The organism is Haliscomenobacter sp. (assembly GCF_040403615.1).
Taxonomy (GTDB): Bacteria; Bacteroidota; Bacteroidia; order Chitinophagales; family Saprospiraceae; genus Haliscomenobacter.
The window spans coordinates 41,207-60,079 of record NZ_JBBAKG010000027.1 but is presented as its reverse complement, the minus strand read 5'-3'; the positions used below and the strand labels follow the sequence as shown (position 1 = coordinate 60,079).

Genomic DNA, 18,873 nt, shown 5'->3' with positions numbered 1-18,873 from the left:
AAAAACAGCAAAATGTCTACGAGCATAGCAACAAACGAACCAAAGCCTAAAGCTCCACTGCGTCAACCACGCAAGGTATCGAAAGCGCGCTTTCTGAAGGAGTATGCTGACCAGGAAGATGGATACAAATACGAATGGAACGATGGCATCGTTGAAAAATATCAAGGAATGAACCAACAGCAAGCTGAAATTTATTTTCTTTTAATGGCGTATTTTCAAAAAACAGAAGCGTCAAAAACTGGAGGCGGATTAATTACTGAAACGGATATGCTTACAACGCCCAATCAGCTGCGTCGGCCAGACATTTCTTTTTATACGGGTGAGCAACGTCGTTTGATGAAGCAAGGCGAAAATCAAATTGCCCCTTGGGTTGCTGAAGTCATTTCTCCTTCCGACAACGCCAATAAAATCAACAGTAAACTGGACGAATATTTCCTGGCGGGAGTGCAAGTGGTATGGCACATTTTTCCCGAATCCAAACAAGTGTATGTGTATACTTCACCTGAATCGGTGACGATTTGTAGAGGCCAAACCGTATGCAGTGCTGCACCAGCGCTGCCTGATCTGGTGATTAATGCCGAAGTATTATTTGGCTAATCAAGCTAACTTAGAAATCTTTTTAAGGTCTACTTTCTAAAGCAGTAGGCATACACATTGATTCCAGTTCTTTGTGGGTGCCCTGAAACACGTTCATGTCTACATCCCCTTCGATGCCGTCGAGTTTTCCGGTATCGCGGCGCTGCCAAAAATTCCATTTGCGGCCATCGGCCAAATTGGGTTGCAATGCGTTGTGGTAACGGGCAATCCAAAGCGGATAATCTTCAAATTGCCCCGATAAGTAAGTGTTGTAGAATTTTTGATTGGAATAAATGACCGGTTTGACCCCATAGGCGATTTCCACCATGTACAGCCAGGTGACCATTCCCGCCAATAACTCAATTTTTCCCGCCCCATCCAGGGTTTCCACATCCAAAACCGGCGGCAAATCGCCCGCTTCCATCTTTACATTGCGGATAAAATTGAGGGCTTGTTGTTCAGGAGAAACATTGGCGCGGTAAAAATGGTAAGCACCTCTGCGCAAACCTTCGTCCTTGATGGCTTTCCAGTTGTTATTAAAAGAGGAATCATTGAGGGTAATTCCTTCAGTAGCTTTCACAAAAACAAAGTCAAGCTGCTGATTGGCAACTTTTTTCCAGTCGATAGCTGATTGATAATGAGAAACATCGATACCTCGAATAGCGTACTCACCCGACCACGACGCAGATCCGTTGAAGTAGAAGTAGATGGAGGAAATCAAAATGCACACCAGTAACAATAGCTGTTTCATGGGACTAACATCTTAACAAACGCATACACAAATATCTCTTTTTTGAGTTCGCGTTCAATGATACTGAAAAAATTTTGTTTCTGCAAAGCATTTCCGTGCTTTAAATTTTTGGTAACAAATGAAAAAAATGCAAAACTGAATTGTGCAAAGGTTTTTCCTCGCCAAATCCACTCCTGTATCTTATACGGTAAAATAGATGGAAGGGTTGGCCTCGGCAAGCATTTTTTTCGCACTTTTGTTATGCTCAAACCCGTTTTTATGCATCCTCGACAACTGTTTTTGCAACACCTCGCTCCTACCAGCCCCAATCCGCTGATGCTCGAAATTGATCGCGCTGAAGGCATGTACTTGTATGATCCTGCCGGAAAACCCTACCTTGACCTCATTGCGGGCATCAGTGTCAGCAATTTGGGGCATCGCCATCCGCGCGTGTTGGCCGCCATTCAGGGGCAATTGGATCGGTACATGCACACCCTGGTTTATGGTGAGTATGTTCTTGATCCTCAAGTACAATTGGCTAGGCTTTTGGCGGAGCAATTGCCCGCGCCCTTGGAGTCGGTATATTTTGTCAATTCGGGTACCGAAGCCACCGAAGGCGCCATGAAACTCGCCAAGCGATATACGGGTCGCGCGGAGATCGTAGCTTGTAAACGCGCCTACCACGGCAGTACCCAGGGGGCGGCCAGCTTGATGTGGCCCAAAGATTTTACCCAGGCTTACCACCCACTGCTTCCAGGCATTCGGCACATCGAATTCAACTGCGCATGGTGCTTGGAGCAAATCACCGAAAATACGGCGGCGGTGATTGTCGAAACCGTACAGGCAGAGTGGGGGGTGCGAAAACCCATTGGCAACTACCTTCAAAAATTGCGCGAACGCTGCACCGCCGTTGGTGCTTTGCTGATTTTGGATGAAATCCAGGTGGGGTTTGGGCGCACTGGAAGCCTCTTTGCTTTTGAACAGTACGGCATTGTGCCCGATGTATTGCTTTTGGCCAAAGCCATGGGCGGCGGCATGCCGATGGGTGCATTTGTTGCTTCGCGGGAGATCATGCAGGTACTGTCTGAAAACCCCATCCTGGGACACATCACTACCTTTGGGGGGCATCCGGTGTGTTGCGCAGCAGCCCTGGCCAACTTGCAAACCCTGTTGGATACCCCTTACGTTGCTGAAGTCAAAGCCAAAGAGGCACTTTTCCACAAGTTGCTGCAACACCCCAAAATTCTTGAAGTCCGCAGCGCGGGCTTGTTGATGGCGGTGGATCTGGGTAGTTTCGATGCGGTAATGAAAGTCATCCACTATTGTTTGGAACAAGGACTAATCAGCGACTGGTTTTTGTTTAATGCCGAGTCCATGCGGATTGCCCCGCCACTGATTATTTCTGAGCAGGAAATTGAGTGGGCCTGTGGGGTGATATTGGCCGGATTGGATGCGCTTTGATTTTTTATTGGTTTCATAAAACAAGGGTTCGCCATGCGGCGTTTAATTTTCATAATTTTCAATAAATTTTGAAAGAATGAATCCTTGGTTTACCATTCCGCCCGATTTAGTATTACATGAACATTGGCTGGCGCAAAAATCCAGTCCATACGCCTATCCCGAAGTGGGTGCTTCTGCTCGGCAATTCCCTCCTGGATACGAACACGACCGTGAGGAAACCCACCTGGGTTTTGGTGATGCCATTTTTGTAAAAGCGGCGCAAGCCTTGCGGCATTGGGCGATGTTTCCACGGGATTGGACGCAAATCTACCCTGGCAATGCTCCAGTAGAAGTTGGACAAGAAGTCTTGGTGTTGTTTCGCTTGTTTGGCCTTTGGTGGTGGCGCAACAGTTCCCGCATTGTTTACCTCATTGATGAGCCTGCCCGTTTTGGCTTTGCGTATGGTACTCTGCCTCCGCACATCGAAAAAGGAGAAGAAATTTTTATGGTGGAACTCCGCGACGACGGCAGTGTGTGGTACCGTATCCAGGCTTTTTCCAGGCCCAATCGCTGGTACATTTGGCTGGCTTACCCCCTGGGCAGGGCGTATCAGCGCAAGTTTCGACGCGATTCGTTTGCTGCCATGCAAGAGGCAGTAAGCACCAAAGCCTAAGCTATGAAAAGCATATACTTGTTGAGTAACATTGGGTTCTTTGGTTTTTGGGTATACCGTGGCATCTTGCATCCCCTGGAAAAGGATTGGGTAGAACTGCTGATTGTGCTGGCCGCAATGGTGCTGATACCCATCGTTTTGCAGCGCACCGGGATTGTTGAACGCCAGAGAGAACAAATCGCGGTAGCCCTGGCTGCATGGGCATTGCTGGCTGCTTATACCCAGCAACCCGGTGTTTTGGCTGCAATATTGAGCCTACCCTGGCTATTGGTTTCGATACTAACCTTGGGCAAGGCACTTCAAAATTTTCTGCTGTCAAATAGAGATTACGCCGAGATTGCCCTATTTTCGGCTTATTTGTTCTTCCCTGTTGGCACCATTGCCGCATTCAGCGATCGATTGTCTTGGACGCCACTCGGTTTTAGTCCAATTATCATTTTACTGACCGCAGCTCATTTTCACTACGCAGGTTTTTTGTTGCCTTGGATTGCCGCACAGGTATTGTCGAAAGCCAGGTCAAGAGTGGCTGCTCAAGTGTTGAGTTTGCTCATCGTGAGCGGCATTCCTGCGGTTGCTTTGGGCATTACGCTATCCCAATTTGATGCACCTGTCTGGATAGAGACGGCTGCTGCAACCATTATGGCCAGTGGTGGAATCGTATTGGCGGTCTGGCACGTTTGTTTGGCTTTTGAAAAAAACAGCCCTGTGCTAAGACGCAGTGGGCAATTGGGCATTGCTGGCTGTCTGTTTTTAGGAATGACTTTGGCGCTACTGTATGGCTGGCGCACTTATTTCCCACTGCCTTTTTTGTCCATCCCCTGGATGTATGCCCTGCATGGGAGTGTGAATACGCTTGGGGTTGGAATTTTGGGCGTGTGGGTTTGGAGCAGGGTCGATCGGTTTTAGTTTTAAACGATTTTGCAAAAGCTCCTGCGGCGCGAAAAAAACTCGCCCCTTCTGCGTCGCAGAGTCGATTGGTTCTATTATTTCGTGCATCGGAAGCCCCGCTAGGGGCGTGATATGGGTAGAAAACAACGGTCCCGATGTTTTCTACCCATATTTCGCCCCTAACAGGGCTTTATTGCCATGATTAAAATAGAACCAATCGGCCTTGGCCTGCGTCGGGTCTCAAACAGTTTTTCGCTTAACCTGCCTCCACTTTCGCAAAATCGGGATTTCAATAAGGCCTTTTCCGCATTGCTGTCGATATTTTAGATTAGACGAATTTTTTAGGGATAACCTTCTGCCCCAGGCTTGCGTATATCGGATAAATAAGCCACTTACTCGAGACTTTCCATTTTTTGATCGAATAAAACACAGCTTAGTTTGACTTTTAAACTAAGCTAATGTATATTTGAATCACCAAAGGTTAGTTTAGAATCAAAACCAAGTGTATGACTCCGCAAGAATACATCGACAAAATCAACAACGCTTCTCACCTGGGGGATGTGGTGGATCTGTCAAACTGGCGAAAACACTACGCAGACATTGCGAAGGTACTCCATCCCGATGTTTGCAGCATCCCCGGAGCAGCAGGTGCATTTGCCCGTTTGAACGGGCTCAAAGAAGGCTGGGAAAAGGGCTACCGTTTTGTGGATGATGCAGGAGCGGTACGCGCCCAAAACCAAACCATCACTTTTGTAGGCGACCCAACTTTACTGATGCAATCGTACCGCAATTGCGGTTACCTCAAAAGTTTGAATAGCCCTGCGGCACAACATTTCAAGCGGTATTTGCCAGCATCCATGTCACTGGATGGCGAAGCACTGACCTTGCAACTCAGCCACTGGGCAGCACCGCTGACTGGACTGACGCTGTCCCAAGGCCACGCCAACTGGATTTTGTCGCGCTTGCTTGAGTTTTCGGCTTGGCTGGCACAAGAAGGCTGGACGCATGGTGGCATCAATCCCGAAAGTGTCTTTGTCGTACCCGAAACCCACGGCATCATCATCGGCTCTTTTTACCACCTGACGTCTCGCGAAGGAACGGTAAAAACGATCTCAGCAAAATACAAGCATTGGTACCCGAACGCCCTTTTTGTGGACAAAATCGCGCAACCAATCACCGATCTTGAACTCTGCAAACGCACTACCGCTGTCTTGCTGGGAGACCCTTCGGGCATGGGCGTGAAGCTGCAAAAAACACACCTAAAATCGTACATCGACTTTCTACTTACCGCACATACCGATGCCTACGAATGCTACGACAAGTACCGCAAACTCCTGGAAAAGCACTTTCCTAAGAAGTTTGTTCCACTAAATTTATAAGATTCAACAACTTTATCCTTAAAAACCAAACAAAATGGGCTACACTTCATGGTCTAGCGATGCTTATTCGCACTTAAAAACCAGTTATTCCAGTAAATCTGCTGATGAAATTTTCGGCAGCGTCATAAACCCCCTGATGAATCCCCTAGAACTCGTGTTTCGCGAAAGCCGCGATTCCGACGCCCACCCCAACTCTCTGGCCATTGCCGTATTCCTGGACGTAACGGGATCGATGGGTCAAATTCCCGAAATGCTGATTCGCCACAAACTGGGTTCGTTGATGGATACGCTATTGGCACATGGCGTAGAAGATCCGCAGGTGATGTTTTCGGCCATTGGAGACCACCACACCGACCGCGCTCCGCTGCAAATTGGCCAATTTGAATCTGGTACCGACGAGCTGAACGACTGCCTGTCGAAAGTGTACATCGAAGGTGGTGGCGGTGGCCAAAACATGGAATCTTACTTGCTGGCCTGGCTGGTAGGAGGTAGACACACCAGCATCGATTGTTTTGAAATAAGAGGCCGCAAAGGTTTCTTGTTCACCATCGGTGATGAAAAAAGCTGGGACTCGGTGGCCGCAGATCGGCTCAAAGACCTGATGGGCTATGCCCAAACCGACCCGATCACCGATGCGCAAGTATTGGCACAAGCCCAACGCATGTACCACGTATTTCACATCCACATCAACGAAACCGGCTACAAAGACAACCCGGATGTGATTGGCTACTGGAAAAAACTCCTCGGCGAAAGGGCGCTGATCCTGGACAACCACATGGCGGTGGCTGAACTGATTGCCTCTACGGTGGCAGTGATCAATGGGGCTAATCTGGACAAAGTTGCCGCTGAATTTGACGCAGCTACTGCCAATTCGGTCAAAAATGCCTTGATGAAGGTGAATACGGACGTACTCAAAGCTGGCGGCGACAGCGGGGTAGTGCGGCTATAATTTAACCCACTGATGAAAACACAAATAGTACTTGGACTGGGCTATGGCGACGAGGGAAAGGGTCTAACCACCGATTTCCTTTGTCGGCAAGCCCATCATCCACTGGTGATTCGCTTTTCGGGTGGCCATCAGGCGGGGCATACCGTGGTAGATGCGGAAAGAAAACGGCACGTGTTTTCAAGCATCGGCGCGGGAAGCATGGCGAGTGCGGCTACTTACTGGAGTCGGTATTGCGCTTTTGCACCGGAGAATTTTTTGAAGGAATACCAGGCGTTTGTTGGGGCAGGGGCAAGCCCTGCCCCGACTATCTATCTCGACGCGCTGGCGCAGGTCACCACGCCTTACGATGTGTACCACAACCGCGCCTCCGAAAAAATAAATGCCCACGGCAGTTGTGGCATGGGGTTTGGAGCTACGATGGAACGCAATGAAATGACGCCTTACCGTTTGTATGTTCAGGATTTGGTTTACCCCAGTGTGCTGGAACAAAAGCTCCTGGCCATTGGCGAGTACTACCGCCGCAAGGTGCACAACCCCTTATTGATGCTGGATTTGCAAGAACCACTCGACGCATTTATTGAAGCGGTAAAGCAGGTTTTGCCGCTGATTGAAATGGTGGAAGAAAAAACTTTCCTGACAACTCACGTCAACCAACGGGGCTTTGATGCGCTGGTTTTTGAAGGCAGCCAGGGCATATTGCTTGATCGCGATTTTGGGTTTTTTCCCAACGTTACCAGGGCTTATACCACTTCGCGCAATGCCATGGAGCTGATTCAAACCTACCAATTGCCGCAACCGGAAGTGCATTACATCACCCGGGCGTACCAGTCCCGCCACGGCATCGGTTTTTTATCCAATGAAGGCCTTAAGTTGAATTATACCCCCAACCCCCGTGAAACCAATTGCTACAACGAATGGCAAGGCCACCTGCGGGTGGCCCCACTTGATGTGGATTTATTGAATTATGCCCTGGACAGTGACCGAAATTTTTCGGGCACGGCCCCCAAAAAACTGGTGATCACTTGCCTCGATCAATTGAATGGCGACTTAATGGCTACAGTAGGCGGAAGCGTGCAAGCATTTGCTTCACCACAGGCGCTGTTGCCTTTGCTGAAGGTACAGCCACAGCAATTGTGGTTGTCGTATGCGGATCATGCGGGTGGGATGGTTGGAGGGGGATAAATGCTCTTTTTTATTGACATGATAAATTTTGCATAACCGGAAACCCATCCTCCGCCAATCCACTCCAATCGGATCAAAAAGTTTCAAAAGCAATTACCTGGCCTTGTTTGCTGATTCAGATTTTGCAGCTATCTTTCCCTTGCATTCGCTTAAATAATAAAAATGGAAGAGAGCAACAACAAACTACCCCAATATCAATACAACCTGCAAGAGTACTTATCCCTAGGCTACGTTTACCTGGTCTTCCTCGGCATTATTGATGAGGTCATTTTTTACAACTTTTTTGGTGTTGACATCCTAAATTATTCTGGCATCTCTGATATTTTAATGGCTCCAATCAATATGCTGATCATTGACATTAGGATTTTTATTGCGGTTGTCGTAATCATGTTTTTAGCCTATCTGTTTTATTTCAAATTAATGCCAGCTTTGCACAAAAGAGGAAAAGACCAAAATTGGTACCAAAAAATAATGAAGGATATGGACAAAGCGGATGCAAAATTTGCAGCGATGCAAAGGCAAACCTTATTGTTCATGATGGTATATTTGTCTTGTTTGTTTTTGGGCATTAGAATAGGTTATGGCTACAAGATGAAGGAGCGTATTGTCCAAGGGGAATTCAAAATGAATCATACGCTTGTATTCAATGACAACAGTTCTAGGGAAGTACGCATCATTGGCCAAAACAGTCTATACGTATTTTATGTGACGAAAGAACAAAGAGAAGTGGCCATTATACCGATCAGCGGGAACATCAAGGAAATCAGAAAAACACCAAAATAAGTCCAAACCCAATGGAATTCTTAAACACCATCACCCAATACCTTCCTCTGCTTGCACTCGTTGGCACTTACCTGCTGATCCTCTCGTTTGATCGTGCCCAACTGCCCGAACGGGTAAAAAAAAGAGGGATAAAAGCGGAAGGCACCGTAATCGAAATCCGCCAAAATCCTGGGCCCTTGTTCAGTAAAACCGAAGGGGAAGGAGAAGCTCCTGTAGTTGAATTTAACACCAGCTCAGGCTCTTACCGCCACCATTCCACCAACTATGTTACACCCTGCCCCTATCAGGTAGGGCAAAAGGTTTCCGTTTGGTACTATTTTTATAAGTCAAAGCGGGAGGTTTATTTGGAAAACGAAGATGCAGGAAGCCTACCTCGAACCTTCCTGATTTGGGGTATTGCCTTTTGTGTGATAAGCTATCCATTTATAATTCGAAATCTATTGCCCTTGGTGAATTGATTGAAGCCAAAAGGCAATAACCTGATGAATTAAGCCCTACTCAAAAACTTAACTTCAAAACCTCACTTTTCCCATACCCAATCCGCTGCGCGCAGACATACAAGGAATCATTCTTGGGTACCTGTACCGGGTGGTCATACACCATCCAATTGTCTTTTACTGATTTGCGGTAAGCGATGGACGCGCTGGCGGTCGGACAGGATATCTGAGCCCAGCCCCGGGCCAATTTTACGATTGGTTTTTCTGTGATTGGTGCATGAGGCTGCCCATTCCACCATCGGGCTACCATTTCTTTTTCGGGAATGGCACTGAGGTCGCCGTATTGCTTGATCCAGTTTTCGTGCACGTTGCGCAATTCCTTTAGTTTGGCAGCATAGGTTGCATCAGCAGCCAGGTTGTTGAATTCAAAAGGATCGGTTTGGGTATCAAAAAGCTCCTCAATGGGTTTAGATGGCCTGAACCACAACATTTGGGTAGCATTGAGCTGGCCTTCCGCCTTCAATCGCAATAAATCGGGCATGATGGGATTGTCCAAACGGTAAGTAAGATTTTGATAATACGGCAATTCCGGCATGTAATTGCGCAAGTACTTGTAGCGGCCATCGCTCACCGCCCGCACCCGGTCGTATTCCGAATCCATGCGATCGCGCGCCGCAAAAATGTACTTCCGTAACTGTTTGGCTTTTTGACCGCCAATAAAAGCTTTTCCCTGCATGCTTTTGGGCACAGGAACCCCCGCAAGGGACAATACGCTGGGTGCTAAATCCACAAAACTGATCAATTGCGCATCAGTTGCACCTTTGGGAAGGAATGGGGCTTTGATGATCAGTGGCACTTTTAGTCCGCGGTCGTACAATTCTCTTTTGACGAAAGGCATGCCATCTCCATGGTCGCTGTAAAAAAACACGATGGTGTTGTCGTACAAGCCGTCGTCTTTGAGTTGCTGGATGAGATCGCCGGCCTGCTTGTCCATTTCCATCACATTGCTCAAAAAGCGGGCAATGGTTTGTCGGGTAATGGCATTGTCAACATAATAGGGCGGTACCTCCACCTTGGCGGGGTCTACCAGCAACGGTTGTTTGCTGCGTACCCACACTTGAGATTCGTGGGTGACCATCAGGTTGAAAATGGCAAAAAAAGGTTGATTGGAGGCTTTGCGGTTGCGCCAATGTGCTTTGCTGCTGCTTTCGTCCCAGGCAGTAAGGGGTGCTTCAAACTGGTAGTCTTCTTTGCTGTTGTTGGTGCAGTAATAGCCCGCTTTGCGCAGGTATTCGGGAAAGCACTTCACGCCTTCCGGGACTACCGCTGAGTAGGATTGGTACCCCGGAGGATAAGCACTTCGATTGGCCGGGCCAGCTCCCAGGGTGCGCATGTGCTGCGCTCCAATTGCCGTTTGGTAGCAGCCCGTAATGATGGCTGCCCGACTGGGTGCGCATACTCCAGCGGTAGAAAAAACATTGATATAGCGGGTACCTTCTTTGGCGAGTTGATCCAGGATGGGGGTTTGTGCAACCTTTTCGCCATAACAACCCAAGTGGGGCGACATGTCTTCACATACGATCCAAACGATGTTGGGGCGCTTGGGGGATTTGGCAGGTTTGTCTTTTGCCGCGCAAAGCAGGAAGGCAAGACAAAGGCAAAGAAGGGTGTTTTTCATGTGTGGTTGTTTTTGTTTTTTAGAGGATCATCCACTCCATACTGCTGGATATTTTTATTTCACGCAGAAAAAATCTGCGTGAAATCTGCGCTGCATCTGCGTGAAAAGAACAGTGTATCTACTCATTCCTTGCGAAAGCTTCTCTAACCCAAACCTTACTCCAATGTCCCACTTGGCCGCACATTCGCCCCTTCTCGTTTGGTCAAATTATCCCCCAGATCAGCGCGGGCAGTTTCCGCTAACTTGAGCAGCTCTTGTACCACTTCCGGGTATTTTTGTTGTACATCGTAAGCCTCACCGGGGTCGCGGCGCAGGTCGTATAAGCCCATTGGGAACAGAACATCCTCAGGGGCAGCGCCAGGAAAACCATCACTGCCGGGCATTTGATGCAGGTAGGAGCGGCCTTTGTGCGGCAGCACCAATTTCCAATGGCCGCTGCGCACCGCTTGCAGGTCGTTGCGGTAGTAGTAGTAATAAAAGTTTTTGCGTACCTCAAATTCAGTACTGCCTTTCAGAATGGGCAACATGCTGAAGCCATCAATTTTGTGGTCGGGCAATTTGAGCTGACACAAATCGGCAATGGTGGGCAGCACATCAATGGTGGAACACAACTGGTTGCAAATGACGCCTTCTGGGGTGCGCCCTTTCCAGCGCATGATGCAAGGCACTCGCAATCCCCCTTCAAACGAAGTGCCTTTGCCTTCGCGCAAACCGCCATTAGAGCCTGCATTGCTGCCAAAATTGTACCAGGGTCCGTTGTCGCTGGTAAAAATGACTAAGGTGTTTTTTTCCAGTCCATTGGCTTTTAGTGCCTGCACAATCTGTCCCACCGACCAATCCATTTCCATCATCACATCGCCGTACAAGCCCTGTTTGCTTTTGCCCTTGAAAGCGGGTGAGGCTTCGATGGGTACGTGCGGCATCGGGTGAGGGAGGTACAAAAAGAAAGGATGGCTTTTGTTTTTTTGAATAAACCCAACTGCCCGATCGGTGAGGCGTTTGGTCAAGGTGCCTTGATCGGCCAAGGTTTTGAGTTCACCCACTTTGTTGTTGCCTTCCATCAAGGCCAGCGGTGGAAACTGAAATTTGCCTTTTTGCTCTGGCGTTGCTGGCGTACCATCGTACCATACTGGCCACATGTCGTTGGAAAAGGGGATACCGTAGTATTCATCAAAACCGTGTTGCAGGGGCAAAAATTTTGCGTTGTCGCCCAGGTGCCATTTACCAAAAATACCCGTGGCGTAGTTTTTTTGCTTCAGCAATTCGGCCAAAGTGGTTTCATTGGCGTTGATGCCTACTTTACTGTTGGGAAACAAAGCCCCGGACATGCTCAGGCGATTGGGGTAGCAACCCGTCAGCAGGCCGGTTCTTGAAGCGGTACATACCGGTTGCGCCGAAAGAAAATTGGTGAATCGGATGCCTTCCGCAGCGAGTTTATCGAGATTGGGCGTTTTGTAGTCCATTGCACCGTAGCAGCTCAGGTCGCCGTAACCGAGGTCGTCCATAAAAATCACTACGATGTTGGGCAGTTTTTCTTTGGCAGTGGGCGTTTTCCAGCCATCCACAAACAGGGACAATGTCAGCAGCAGAATAGAGTATAACTTATTCATTTTAGTAGGTTTTTTGGTATTTGTGATCGCCACGAGTGTGCTCTGGCGTGAGTGGACGCAAAGGAATCTGCATGCCTCCGGTTTGTTCCAACCACTTGAAAATGTCGGTGCGCATCTGACTGGCCACCGCTTGATGGGCGGTGCTGCGAATCAAATTGTTCATCTCATAGGGGTCGTTTTGCAGGTCGTAAAGCTCGTTGATGCCCCAAACACCATAATTGTAAATGTACTTGTAGCGGTCGGTACGCAGCGCAAACATTGTGGGCGTTTGCGGAAAATCGTACTCCCAATAGTATTCATAAAATGCCCGGTCTTTCCATTCAATGTTTTCGCCTTTGAGAAGTGGTAAGAAGGATTTGCCCTGCATGTACCCCGGCATTTTGAGGCCAGCCATGGCCAAAATGGTGGGCGCGATGTCGATGTTCTGAATGACCTGATTCAGCTTGGAGCCGGCCTGTACCAGCTTCGGCGCATACAGCAGCATGGGCACCCGCATGGATTCTTCATAGGCATGGCGCTTGTCGATCAGGCCATGCTCGCCAAAACTAAAGCCATTGTCGCCCATGTAGATCACCACGGTATTGTCGGCCAAGCCATTGGAGTTGACGTAGTCCAGTACCCGCCCTACACTTTCGTCTATGCCCATGAGGGTTTCCATGTAGCGGCGGTAAAAATCGTAAAAGTTGATTTGTCCGTGGTACATGTAATCTACCCCGTGCCAGCTGTGGCGTTGGGCATATACCCAATTGGGCAGGTCTTTTTTGTTTTCTACAAAAGGTTTGAGTTCGGGACTAACCCCGCTGTTTTTTAATTCGAGGTACTTACTCGTATCCGTCGCGGTCATGAACATAGAGGGCGGAGGGCTAAAACGCATGTCTTTGTACATGCCTTTGTGGCGCTTGGCGGGCTCAAACATGGCATGTACGCCCTTGTGAGAAAGGTACAAAAAGAAAGGTTTTTTGGCAGGCTGTGCCTTGAGCCAATCGATGGCATAATCGGTCAACAAATCGCTGATGTAAGCACTATCGCGGTGCGCTACCTGTTGGCCATTGATGTTGAAAGTAGGATTGTAATACACGCCCTGGCCCTTAAAGCTGAGCCAGTAATTGAAGCCAGGTTGAGGTTTATCGTCCGCATCGCCCATGTGCCATTTGCCCAAAAATGCGGTATTGTAGCCTCTTTTTTGCAGCAATTGCGGAAAAAACACCAGACCCGGAGGAACGGGAGCCTGATTGTCTACTACGGTATGTCGGTGTGGGTATTGCCCGGTCAGGATGCTGGCTCGACTGGGGGAGCACAAGGCCGTAGCCACGCAAGCTTTTTCCAGGTGACAGCCCTGCGCCGCCATGCGGTCGAGATTGGGGGTTTTTAAGCCAGGGAATTTCCCGGTAAAGCCCATGGCGTCGTAGCGGTGATCGTCGGCCAGAATGAAAATGACATTCATTGGCTTTTGGGCAAAGAGAAAGGCGCAAGAAAGGAATAGCCCCAAAAGCGTGCTGATCTTCTTCATGTTTTTTGTTGTTTACACGATAAAGATAGCAGACACTAGGATTTTCCCAAGCAAAATTTTCACAACTGGAATTTATCCGTTGAGGGTACCAGGGGTATTCGTATCTTTTTAAAATTCCAAAACCAAATTGCCCTTCAAGCTTCGTCGGGAACTCCGGATGGCACATCCAGGATGGTTACTTCGATGATGGAAGGACTGTTTTGAATCATGTCTACAATGCGTACCTGGTACGGATGGATGATGAGTTCCTGGCCTTCTTCGGGTAATTCGTCACTTTGCTCCATGATCAAACCGGCCAAAGTGATGTAGGTTTCACTTTCTTGCAAAGGAAAAGGCAAAAAATTATTGATCTCATCCACCGGGTGCTGAGCGTGGATGCGGAAAACTTTGTCTGAAATTTTTTCCACGATGGGCATTTCCGTATCGGTTTCATCCTGGATGTCGCCCACCAATTCTTCAATGATGTCTTCCAGGGTAAGCAAACCTACAATGCCGCCAAATTCATTGACCACGATGGCCATTTGGTTTTTTTGCTCCTGAAACTGGCGCAATACCTGGCTAATTTTTTTGCTGGAAGAAATAAACAACAATTCGCGGGTCATGCTGCGCAAAGTGGCTTTTCGATCGCCCCGCAAGGTAGCGAGCAGGTCTTTGGTCAGGATGAAACCCAAAATGTGGTCCATATTGTCTTCGTACACGGGGTAACGGGAATACCCTTCCTGAATGGCGTAATCGATGGCGTCGTCAATGGGCATAGCCACATTGATGGCCGAGATCTGGTTGCGGGGTTTGAGCACCTGACGCACTGTACGATCGTCGAAATCGAAAACATTTTGAATCAGCTCGCGTTCTGAAGCCAGAATGGCACCGCCCTCAGCACTTTCGGCAATGATCAGCTTGAGCTCGTCTTCCGAGTGGATTTCGGCATGAGGCACTGGCTGAATGCCAAACAATTTCAAAATGATGATGGCAAAACCATTGAGGATATAGATGAATGGCCGGAAGACAAAGTAAAAAGCATTGAGTGGCACGGAAGTATAGAGGGTAGTAGCAGTCGGATACCGGATGGCCAGGGTTTTAGGAGCTAATTCTCCAAATACGATGTGCAAAACCGTAATGACCGAAAAAGCCGCTGGGAGTGCAATCCGATGCGCCAAAACTGGATCGACTTTAATGTTGAGCCCCTCCATAGCGGAGAGAATCAATTTGGTCATAACGTCTTCGCCAACCCAGCCCAAACCCAAACTGGCCAGCGTAATGCCCAATTGAGTAGCGGCCAGATAACCGTCGAGGTTGCCCACTACATTTTCGGCAATGCGGGCAGCAAAGCTGCTACTTGCCTTGACTTGAATTTGAGAGATGCGGACTTTGACGATGGCAAATTCAGCGGCAACGAAAAATCCGTTTAAAAGAACAAGGAGAATAGTGAGTAATATCTCAGGACCCATTTTGATCATTATAACAAGATGCAGCGGTAAAACTCAGTTTGAATTTTGATGATGAGTTCCATGCGCCCGCTTTTCTTGTGATTATACAGTCGCAAAATTAGGGATAATCTCGCAACTTTATGATATTGTTTTCAATGATTACCTTCGCAGAGAAAAAATTACCATTGCACCATGAGCAAAGTACCCAAAGGACGGAAACCCGCAAGCGGAAAACCAACACCCAACAAGAGTATCCCCAATAAGCCCGTGCTCCCGGATGTGCAGGAAATCAATGCAACCCTGGATCAAGAGAAATCACCCCAAAGGATGCATTTGCTGCTGCTGCTCGGCCTGAGCATTTTGCTTTACGCCAATACCCTCAGCCACGACTTTGCTCTGGACGACGCCATTGTCATCACTGACAACATGCACGTGCAAAAGGGCTGGGCGGGGTTCAAGGACATCTTTTACAAAGATACCTTTCATGGTTTTTTCAAAACAGATAAGCAAGGATTGCTGGAAGGTGGCCGTTATCGGCCATTTACGTTGGCGATGTTTGCAGTAGAGTTGAGTATTTTTGGCAAAAGTCCGTTTTGGGGGCATTTATTCAATTTGCTGTGGTACGGACTTACAGGAATCGTGCTGTATTTGCTCAGCAGTGGCTTGTTTGCCTACCGTTGGAACAAGATCTTGAGTGCTTGGTTGGCTTTTGCGGTAGCGCTGGTTTTTATTGCCCACCCCCTGCATACCGAAGCAGTGGCCAACATCAAAGGCCGGGATGAGATCATGGCACTATTGGGCTGCCTGGGCGCGCTTTATTTTTCTTTGCGCAGTTACCATTCCAAGCAAATTGGCTGGGAAGCACTCGCTGTATTGGCCTTTTTAATTGGTATTTTTTCCAAAGAAAACGCCATCACTTTTTTGGCCGTGGTGCCGTTGACGTACTGGTTTTTTACGGATGCTTCGGTGAGTAAAATCATCCGCCATACCGCTCCTTTTTTGGTGGTTGCGCTGTTGTTTTTATTGATTCGTTCAGCGGTTCTTCCCAATGTGCAGATTGGCACCGTATCGAGAGAATTGATGAACAATCCTTTTCTGAAATTGGAAGGCACGCAGTATGTACCCTTTACAGGAGCAGAAAAACAGGCTACCGTATTTTATACGCTTGGCAAGTACCTGCAGTTGTTTTTGGCACCCTACCCGCTCACCCATGATTATTACCCCATGCAAATTCCACGGATGGATTGGAGTAAACCTGCGTCAATCCTGAGTTTCTTGTTGTATCTGGGCATGGGCATTTATGGTGTGCTGGGACTGCGCAAAAAATCGCCTATTGCTTACGGCTTCCTATTTTATCTATCGACCCTTTCAATCGTTTCCAATCTGTTTCTGGTAGTAGGTACCAATATGTCAGAGCGTTTGGTATTTATGCCTTCGGTTGGTTTGTGTATTGCGCTGGTTGCGGGACTGGCCGCTTTGTTTTATGGCACAAAATTGCCTCAAACCCTGCGACCACAAAGCTTGTTGGTCAGTATTGGAGCGGTAGCATTGGTTTTTGGTGGGCTAACCATCCTGCGCAATCCGGCCTGGAAAAACAATTTGACCCTGTTTCGTACCGATGCAAAAACCTCGGTAAACAGCGCTAAAGTACACAATGCGCTCGGGGGACAATTGGTATCCGATGCCGAAAAAATCAAAAAAGACTCGCTGACCAGAACTGCTCTACTCGAAGAAGCCGCCATCAGCTTGCAACGCGCGGTGGAATTGTACCCTGGCTACAAAGACGCATTTTTCTTATTGGGTACCTGCAACATCCATTTGAAAAAATACCCCGAGGCCGTGAAATATCTTGAAGGCGCGTATTCGCTCAACGCCAGCGATACCAATACCATCAATAATCTGACGGTTGCGTACCGTTTATTGGGGCAGGAAGAAGGTGAAAAGCGGGGCAATTTGGCCAATGCATTTACATATTTGAAGAAAGCACTCACTTTTGATCCCAATGATTACGCAACTTTGCGTTTGTTGGGTGTCGCTTCCAACGTAGCGCAGGATTTTCCCGATGCCTTAGGTTATTTTGAAAAAGCCAAAAACCAAATGCCCCAACATGCCGACGCCTGGTTTGAATTGGGCATGGCTTATCAATTTGTAAAAGACAATGCCAACGCGCAACAGGCTTTTGCCAAAGCACAGCAATTGGATCCGGACATTCAGCAAAAATTCAGGGATCGCAACAAAAGTGGGGGACAGTAGTCGGTAAATTCGACAATATGGCTCCTTGAATCCCAATAATTTCGTAAATTAGCAGGGTGTAAACAAACCTTTACTACCTTCGGGGGGTCTTAATAAGAAAAGCATCGGAGATGATTATGAAGCGCATATGGTGGATTTTGTTTTTGGTCGGCATCACGAGCATCGGGGCTGAATTGCAAGCGCAACGAGATTCCAACCTGGTTCAATTTTCAGGTTTGGTACTGGATGGAAGCAATGATCAACTTATTCCGGTGCCTTATGCCAATATTTTTATCAAAGGAAAAAACCGGGGTACTTATTCAGACCTCAAAGGTTTTTTCTCCGTCGTGGTTGAAAAAGGCGATGTCATTCGCTTTTCAGCAGTCGGTTACGAAGCGGTGGAATACAAGATTCCAAAGGATTTGGAGGAAGACCGCTATTCGTTGGTGCAATTGATGACGCAGGATGTGGTCAATCTGCCCGAAACGGTGATTTTTCCCTGGCCAAGTCGAGATCATTTCCGACTGGAATTCCTGGCCATGGATGTCAATTCTGAACTACAAAAACGGGCGGTGGAAAACCTTGCCAAAGAGACCCTGAAAAAAGCAGAGGTGGGAACGAAATACGACGGTGATGAAAATGCCGATTTTTACCTGCGCCGCCAAGCCAGCAAATATTACTATTACGGCCAAGCTGCGCCAATGAATATCTTCAGTCCAATTGCCTGGGGAAAGTTTTTCAAGGCCTGGAAAGACGGGGATTTTAAAAAGAAGTAAGCAGCTATCAGCTATCAGCCATCAGCCTTCAGCAAAGTCTCCAAAAGGCTGATAGCTGATAGCTGAAAGCTCACAGCTGATAGCTGACCGCTGATAGCTCTCACACCATTTCCATCAAAGTTCTGAACGCCACATACCGATCCCGGTAGCGCTCCATGTGGCTGCGTTGCAAAAGTGCGGCATGTTCCCGCTGGTATTGCTGGAATGTTTCCATATCTGGACTAAAATACTGGATTGCATAAGTCACGCCGCCATCGTCGTCGTCGTGCAGTAACCGGCAAACCCGGTGTTCGGTAAACTTTCCCGTTGCCATCACGTTGGGCAGGTGCTCCTGCTTCATCCAATCCAGCCATTCCTGGTGAATCGCCTCGTCTATTTTAATGGTCTCGTTGTAAACAATCATGTCGATCCTTTTTTAAATATGCGCTCTGGTTTTTTGCCACCAATAAAACGTTTACCTTGAGTTAAGCTTAGTCTGACGCAAAAAATTACTTCCCGATTTTTTTAGAGGGTTTTGAATAGAAAGCTCACTTGAAATGAACCGTTCGACTTCCTATTCAAAACCCAAAATCGAGAAGTTAATTTTTCTGCTTTACTTAAATA

At 47.9% G+C, this 18,873-nt stretch carries 17 protein-coding genes; 11 read left to right on the top strand and 6 right to left on the bottom strand.

The window, feature by feature from the left end:
- The first annotated feature begins 12 nt into the window (after positions 1-12).
- On the top strand, positions 13-597 hold the full coding sequence (locus ABW391_RS10845) for a Uma2 family endonuclease (protein WP_353481883.1): 585 nt from the start codon (positions 13-15) through the stop codon (positions 595-597).
- Positions 598-619: 22 nt separating this feature from the next.
- On the opposite strand, the gene ABW391_RS10840 is transcribed toward ABW391_RS10845, so the two are convergent.
- Positions 620-1,327: a glycoside hydrolase family 25 protein gene (locus ABW391_RS10840; RefSeq protein ID WP_353481882.1), complete on the bottom strand. Its 708-nt coding sequence runs from the start codon at positions 1,325-1,327 to the stop codon at positions 620-622.
- A 258-nt stretch (positions 1,328-1,585) separates the two neighbouring features.
- On the opposite strand from ABW391_RS10840, the gene ABW391_RS10835 reads away from it, so the two are divergent.
- The 8 genes from ABW391_RS10835 (at position 1,586) to ABW391_RS10800 (ending at position 9,058) form a co-directional block, all read left to right on the top strand.
- Complete coding sequence (locus ABW391_RS10835; protein ID WP_353481881.1) at positions 1,586-2,767, top strand: aspartate aminotransferase family protein; 1,182 nt, start codon at positions 1,586-1,588, stop codon at positions 2,765-2,767.
- Between the two features lie 76 nt (positions 2,768-2,843).
- The gene (locus ABW391_RS10830) at positions 2,844-3,419 is read left to right on the top strand and encodes a DUF1990 domain-containing protein (protein ID WP_353481880.1); all 576 of its coding nucleotides are present in this window, start codon (positions 2,844-2,846) and stop codon (positions 3,417-3,419) included.
- Positions 3,420-3,422: 3 nt separating this feature from the next.
- Positions 3,423-4,325: a YndJ family transporter gene (locus tag ABW391_RS10825; RefSeq protein WP_353481879.1), complete on the top strand. Its 903-nt coding sequence runs from the start codon at positions 3,423-3,425 to the stop codon at positions 4,323-4,325.
- A gap of 488 nt (positions 4,326-4,813) precedes the next feature.
- Positions 4,814-5,686 (top strand): hypothetical protein, encoded by an 873-nt coding sequence (locus tag ABW391_RS10820; protein WP_353481878.1) that lies wholly within the window; start codon positions 4,814-4,816, stop codon positions 5,684-5,686.
- Between the two features lie 34 nt (positions 5,687-5,720).
- Positions 5,721-6,635, top strand: coding sequence for a hypothetical protein (locus tag ABW391_RS10815; protein ID WP_353481877.1), 915 nt, complete (start codon positions 5,721-5,723; stop codon positions 6,633-6,635).
- Between the two features lie 12 nt (positions 6,636-6,647).
- Positions 6,648-7,817: an adenylosuccinate synthetase gene (locus ABW391_RS10810; RefSeq protein WP_353481876.1), complete on the top strand. Its 1,170-nt coding sequence runs from the start codon at positions 6,648-6,650 to the stop codon at positions 7,815-7,817.
- A gap of 162 nt (positions 7,818-7,979) precedes the next feature.
- Complete coding sequence (locus ABW391_RS10805; RefSeq protein ID WP_353481875.1) at positions 7,980-8,600, top strand: hypothetical protein; 621 nt, start codon at positions 7,980-7,982, stop codon at positions 8,598-8,600.
- 11 nt (positions 8,601-8,611) lie between these two features.
- Entirely contained in the window at positions 8,612-9,058 is a 447-nt protein-coding gene (locus tag ABW391_RS10800) for a DUF3592 domain-containing protein (RefSeq protein ID WP_353481874.1), read from the top strand.
- A gap of 40 nt (positions 9,059-9,098) precedes the next feature.
- Here ABW391_RS10800 and ABW391_RS10795 read toward each other — a convergent pair whose 3' ends face one another.
- From ABW391_RS10795 to ABW391_RS10780, 4 genes are all read right to left on the bottom strand, one after another.
- Positions 9,099-10,715, bottom strand: a complete 1,617-nt coding sequence (locus ABW391_RS10795) for a sulfatase family protein (RefSeq protein ID WP_353481873.1) — start codon at positions 10,713-10,715, stop codon at positions 9,099-9,101.
- A 155-nt stretch (positions 10,716-10,870) separates the two neighbouring features.
- Positions 10,871-12,325 (bottom strand): sulfatase family protein, encoded by a 1,455-nt coding sequence (locus tag ABW391_RS10790; protein ID WP_353481872.1) that lies wholly within the window; start codon positions 12,323-12,325, stop codon positions 10,871-10,873.
- A 1-nt stretch (position 12,326) separates the two neighbouring features.
- Entirely contained in the window at positions 12,327-13,835 is a 1,509-nt protein-coding gene (locus ABW391_RS10785; protein WP_353481871.1) for a sulfatase family protein, read from the bottom strand.
- Positions 13,836-13,969: 134 nt separating this feature from the next.
- Positions 13,970-15,292 (bottom strand): hemolysin family protein, encoded by a 1,323-nt coding sequence (locus ABW391_RS10780; protein WP_353481870.1) that lies wholly within the window; start codon positions 15,290-15,292, stop codon positions 13,970-13,972.
- Between the two features lie 162 nt (positions 15,293-15,454).
- Here ABW391_RS10780 and ABW391_RS10775 point away from each other — a divergent pair, with 162 nt between their 5' ends.
- The gene (locus tag ABW391_RS10775) at positions 15,455-17,515 is read left to right on the top strand and encodes a tetratricopeptide repeat protein (RefSeq protein ID WP_353481869.1); all 2,061 of its coding nucleotides are present in this window, start codon (positions 15,455-15,457) and stop codon (positions 17,513-17,515) included.
- 116 nt (positions 17,516-17,631) lie between these two features.
- Positions 17,632-18,270 carry a carboxypeptidase-like regulatory domain-containing protein gene (locus ABW391_RS10770; RefSeq protein WP_353481868.1) on the top strand — a complete coding sequence of 213 codons (639 nt, stop codon included), beginning with the start codon at positions 17,632-17,634 and terminating at the stop codon, positions 18,268-18,270.
- Positions 18,271-18,370: 100 nt separating this feature from the next.
- On the opposite strand, the gene ABW391_RS10765 is transcribed toward ABW391_RS10770, so the two are convergent.
- Positions 18,371-18,673 carry a DUF4286 family protein gene (locus ABW391_RS10765; protein WP_353481867.1) on the bottom strand — a complete coding sequence of 101 codons (303 nt, stop codon included), beginning with the start codon at positions 18,671-18,673 and terminating at the stop codon, positions 18,371-18,373.
- Between the last annotated feature and the right edge of the window lie 200 nt (positions 18,674-18,873).